Consider the following 4972-nt stretch of genomic DNA (forward strand, 5'->3'; position numbering starts at 1 on the left):
GACGCCGGCCATGCGCAAGGCCAGTTGCTTGGCTTCGGCTTGCGCTATCGGACCGGCTTTGGCGAGCAGACCGAGAGTGTTTTGCACGGCGCTATCGAGCTTGTCCGCCGGCACGCTCTGGTGCAGCAGGCCGATGTCCTGCGCGGTGGCCGCGTCAAACAATTCGCCGGTGAGAAACAGCCGGCGCGCCTGGCGCAGTCCGATTGCCTGGATCACATAAGGGGAGATCACCGCGGGTACCAGGCCCAGCTTTACCTCGGTCAGGCCGAACTTGGCGGTATCCACGCCAATGGCGATATCGCAGCAGGCCAGCAAGCCCACACCGCCGCCATAGGCGGCGCCATTGACCCTGGCGATGGTCGGTTTGGGCAGAAATTGCAAGGTGCGCATCAGCCGCGCCAGGTGCAATGAATCTTCGCGGTTCTGCGCTTCGCTGGCCTTGGCCATGCCGCGCATCCAGTTCAGGTCGGCACCGGCCGAGAAGCTGACGCCTGTGCCGGTCAAGACCACCGCTCGCACCGAGGCATCGCCGCCGGCGGCTTGCAGGGCCTGGGTCAGCTCGGCGATCAGATGATCGTCAAACGCGTTATGCACATCCGGCCGATTCAAGCTGATTTCGCAAATCGCGTCGCGTTGGGTAATCAAGACAGTGGACATGCGCGGCTCTCTGTAAATGGAGGCCATTGTAGGGAGAGCGCAGGGCAGGGAGCCAGGATGCCGGTCGGCGGCGAGGGCCATGCCAAGTCGCTATGGGGTGGTTCCGGCTGGTATCAGTACGAACTTGCGGCGGTGCTCAGATTTGCCGGCGGTGGCCCCCGTTGCCCTTTGGTAATGTACAATGCGAACCATTCTTGTTTGAGTGGTTGCCGTGCGCCTGTCCGAACTGCCCAAGGGTGCTGCCGCCGTGGTAGACCGAGTAGACGATGCCCATGATGCCGACCTGATTGCGCAACGCTTGCGCGATCTGGGTTTCGTCGAGGGTGAGCCGGTGCGGGTGGTCGCCTTGGGGCCGTTGGGCGCCGATCCGCTGCTGGTGCAAATTGGCTCGACTCGCTTCGCGCTACGCCGCAGCGAGGCTGCCCGCATCAGCGTCTGTGTGGAGACGGCACCATGAGCGCGGCCAGCTTGCGTATCGCCTTGGTCGGCAATCCCAATTGCGGCAAGACCGCGTTGTTCAACCAGCTCACCGGCGGTCGCCAAAAGGTGGCGAACTACGCGGGCGTTACCATCGAGCGCAAAGAGGGGCGTTTCACCGCGCCTTCTGGTCGGGTACTGCAGATTCTCGATTTGCCAGGCACCTATAGCTTCGATGCGACGAGCCCGGACGAGCAGATCACCCGCGATGTGCTGGAAGGTAATTATCCGGGCGAGGCCGTGCCGGATTTGATCGTCTGCGTGGCCGATGCTACCAACCTGCGTTTGCATCTGCGCTTTGTGCTGGAAGTGAAGCGCCTGGGCCGGCCCATGGTGCTGGCACTCAATATGATGGACGCAGCACGTCGGCGCGGCATGGTGATCGACGTCGATGAATTACAGCGCCGGCTCGGCATGCCGGTGGTGGAAACCGTCGCGGTCAAGCGCGGCGGCGCGCAGGCGCTTATCGCGCGCGTCGACGGTGAGGTGCCGACGGCTGCGCCGGCGCAGCCGGACGACGCGGCCAGCCGTGCCGATCTGCACGTGCAGGTGCGCCAGCTGTTGGCCGCCACCGTGACGATGCCGCGGCAGACCGCGGCGGTGGATGACGCACTCGATCGCTGGGCGCTGCACCCGGTATTTGGCCTGGCCATTCTCGCGGTAGTGATGTTCTTGGTGTTCCAGGCGGTCTATGCGGCTGGCAAGCCGATGACCGACGCCATCGGCAATGGTTTCGGCTGGTTGGGCGAGCATCTGGCCAGCGGGCTTCCAGAAGGGCCGCTGCAAAGCCTGGTCGTCAAAGGCTTGTTCGGCGGCTTGGGCACCGTGATCGGGTTTCTGCCGGAAATCCTGGTGCTGTTTTTTTTCATTCTGGTGCTGGAAGAATCCGGCTATCTGCCGCGCGCGGCGTTTCTGCTCGATCGCATGATGCTTTCGGTCGGGCTTACCGGGCGTTCGTTTATTCCGCTGTTGTCGAGTTTTGCCTGCGCCATCCCCGGCATCATGGGAACGCGCAGCATCCAGGATCCGCGCGACCGGCTCACCACCATTCTGGTGGCGCCGCTGATGACGTGCTCGGCGCGCCTGCCGGTTTATGCCTTGCTGATCGGCGCATTCATTCCGATGCATTCGTCGCGACAAAGGCGAACATGCATTGCTGATGGAGCTGCCCTCGTACCGTATGCCCAAGCCGCGCGACATTGCGATCGGCTTGTGGGAGCGCATCAGCATCTTCTTGAAGCGGCTCACCGGCGTGATCCTCGCGCTGACGGTGCTGATGTGGTTTATTTCCAGCTTCCCGGGGCCGCCGCCGGGCGCCACCCGGCCGGCGATCGAATACAGCTTCGCCGGTTACCTGGGTCACGGGTTGCAATACATCTTCGCGCCGTTGGGCTTTAACTGGCAGATGAGCTTGTCGTTGATTCCGGCCTTTGCCGCGCGGGAAACCGCAGTGGCGGCATTGGCCACGGTTTACCTGGTGGGCGGCGATGCGAGCAGTGCTGGCCTGGGCCCGGCGCTGGCCGCTAATTTCTCGCTGGCCAGTGCGTTATCGCTGCTGGTGTGGTTTGCGTTTGCGCCGCAATGCATGTCGACGCTGGCGGTGATTCGCCGCGAAACCCGCTCCTGGCGCAACGTGGCCATATCCTTCAGCTATATGTTCGCGGTGGCCTACATGGCCTCGCTGATCACCTATCAAGTCACCCGGTGGCTGACATGACGATGAGCTTGCTGCTGCAATACATCGTGATCGGCGTGCTGGTGTTGATCAGCGCGGTGGTGACCTTCGACAAGGTGGCGCCGTTGGCCAGCACGCGGTTGCTTGCCAGCGCCTCGGCCCGACTCAACAAACCGTGGCGGGCGCCGTGGCTGCGCGCGCTGGGCCGTCGCTTACAGCCGAAGCAGGCGACCGGCAATTGCGGTGACGGTTGCAGCACCTGCGGCAGTTGCGGACCCAAGCCACCGGCGGCTGCGCGTCCGGATGTGCAACCGCTGGAATTTCGCCCGCGCAACCGTTGAGCGCGGCAGATAATCGGCCATGTGCGACGGCGAGGCCCTTGCTCACGCCGTGTCATAGCTTTTCGCCCAGCACGCTTTGAGAGCGGACGGTCAATCCGCCCCCATCAAGACGATGGGCCGCAGCGCATAGGCCTTGGGGGCCAAGCGCTGCGGCGATAGCTGATTACCAGGGCGTGCCGCCAGCGTAGTCATTGCTGATGGTCGTATTGAGCTGAGACAAGATGCTTGCATTGGTGGTGATCAAGCCAAGCTCGCGATTCCGGGTCAGTGAGTAGGAAGAGAAGTTTTCCGAACCGACGAAGGCCTTGGCGTTGGCGGTGCCGTAGTCGGCCACGATTGCTTTGGCGTGGATGTACAGCGGCGCGCTGGAGGCATAGGTGCTGATCTTGACGCCAGCGGCGGCGAGCTTGTCGAAGTTCGATGTCCAGCTGCTGCTATCGGTCATGCACACCGTGACACTCACGCCGCGATTGGCCGCATTGACCAAGGCTGTGACGATGGTGCTGTAACTCATTTCTTCGTTCTCGATCAGCAGGCTGCTCTGCGCCGAGTTGATCAGGTTGACCAGACTGGTCTTGGAATTGGTGGGGCTCCACACCAGGTCGTCGCCGACCGGCGGGGTAATCGACTGCGCGTTGAAGTCGGCGCTGAAAGTGCTTTCGATCGCGGCGACATCGCTGGGGTCGTTTTCGATGACGGCGTAGTCGCGGCTGGTGCTGTAGTAGCGGCTGGTGAAATTAAGCGACATCACCGCGGCCGTGGTGTTGTCGATCACAATGCTTTTTTGATGGGTGGCCGCATATTTGGTCTGTGCCCAGACCACCTGCACGCCATGCGAATTCAGGTCGTTGTAGGCAGCCAGATTGTTGTTGTACTCAAGATTCTGATCGAGGATGACACGGACGCGTATGCCATTGGCAGCGGCTTGATCAAGCAGCGTCTGGGCCTGCGTGTCAGCCAGCTCGTACATGGTCATGTCGATGCTGGATTTCGCCGACTGGATCAGGTTGTAGATCGGGGTCAAGCCTTGATCGGGTTCGATTACCAGCGTTTGCGTAGTGGCATTCGCCGCTTCGGCGAAGGCGTTAGTGCTCAAGCCGCAGGCGGCCGTACACAGCAGGGCAGCGGAAAGAACGGTTCTTGCTAAGACAGATAAACCGCAACGATTCTTCATGACTTAGTCCTTGGTCGATGGGGAAACAGCGTGACGCGTGTCCCTGCGATGGATAGTCGCCGCCCTTCCAAAGCGGGCCGGCTGCCCGATCGATCCAGTGTTTCTGATGCCAACAGGCGTATAAACGCCACAGCCGTGCACTGATCAAAACGTCGCTTCATGACGCTGATCTTTCGGCCTGGGTACGCATATTTGTGCGTTTAAATCAGATGCAGTTTCAACGCAAGATCAGATCACTATCGATCAGTATTTGCGCGTTGCATGCACATTGAATTCACGACGGCGGCAAAGGCAACCGATCGGGCCATGGGCGTCGATCGGTTGCAGCTGCGCGCCGTGGCCGATTACATGCGGAATACACCGTAGCGCTGCGGCTCGATCGGTGCATTGAGCGATGCGGAAATGGCCAGGCCGAGTACGCGGCGAGTATCGGCGGGATCGATGATGCCGTCGTCCCACAGGCGGGCGCTGGCGTAGTAGGGGTGGCCTTGCCGCTCGTATTGATCGCGAATCGGTGCCTTGAAGGCTTCTTCGTCTTCCGCGCTCCAGGTTTTTCCCGTGGCCTCCATACCATCACGGCGCACGGTGGCCAGCACCGAGGCGGCCTGTTCGCCACCCATGACGCTGATGCGCGCATTCGGCCACATC

General features: G+C 61.8%; 5 protein-coding genes and 1 pseudogene. 3 read left to right on the forward strand and 3 right to left on the reverse strand.

What is annotated here, in order from left to right; genetic code table 11:
* On the reverse strand, positions 1-657 hold a 657-nt coding region (locus OUZ52_RS22245; protein WP_266160785.1), incomplete at its 3' end, for an enoyl-CoA hydratase-related protein.
* 211 nt (positions 658-868) lie between these two features.
* Between OUZ52_RS22245 and OUZ52_RS22250 the strand changes: the two genes are divergently transcribed.
* From OUZ52_RS22250 to OUZ52_RS22260, 3 genes and pseudogenes are all read left to right on the forward strand, one after another.
* Positions 869-1114, forward strand: a complete 246-nt coding sequence (locus tag OUZ52_RS22250) for a FeoA family protein (RefSeq protein WP_266160786.1) — start codon at positions 869-871, stop codon at positions 1112-1114.
* A pseudogene (gene feoB / locus OUZ52_RS22255) lies at positions 1111-2851 on the forward strand (ferrous iron transporter B). Before OUZ52_RS22250 ends, feoB begins: the two are co-directional and overlap by 4 nt.
* Complete coding sequence (locus tag OUZ52_RS22260; protein ID WP_266160787.1) at positions 2848-3150, forward strand: DUF6587 family protein; 303 nt, start codon at positions 2848-2850, stop codon at positions 3148-3150. Before feoB ends, OUZ52_RS22260 begins: the two are co-directional and overlap by 4 nt.
* A gap of 163 nt (positions 3151-3313) precedes the next feature.
* Here the strand turns inward: OUZ52_RS22260 and OUZ52_RS22265 are convergent, their stop codons facing one another.
* Positions 3314-4246, reverse strand: a complete 933-nt coding sequence (locus tag OUZ52_RS22265) for a phospholipase D-like domain-containing protein (RefSeq protein ID WP_266160789.1) — start codon at positions 4244-4246, stop codon at positions 3314-3316.
* Between the two features lie 422 nt (positions 4247-4668).
* On the reverse strand, positions 4669-4972 hold a 304-nt coding region (locus tag OUZ52_RS22270; protein ID WP_323135391.1), incomplete at its 5' end, for a carboxyl transferase domain-containing protein.

It is taken from the genome of Dyella silvatica, from assembly GCF_026283955.1.
Classification (GTDB): Bacteria; Pseudomonadota; Gammaproteobacteria; order Xanthomonadales; family Rhodanobacteraceae; genus Dyella_C; species Dyella_C silvatica.

Bases quoted from the DNA above. Each gene is read 5' to 3' on its own strand.
- OUZ52_RS22260 (WP_266160787.1), top strand. From the start codon at position 2,848: ATGACGATGAGCTTGCTGCTGCAATACATCGTGATCGGCGTGCTGGTG.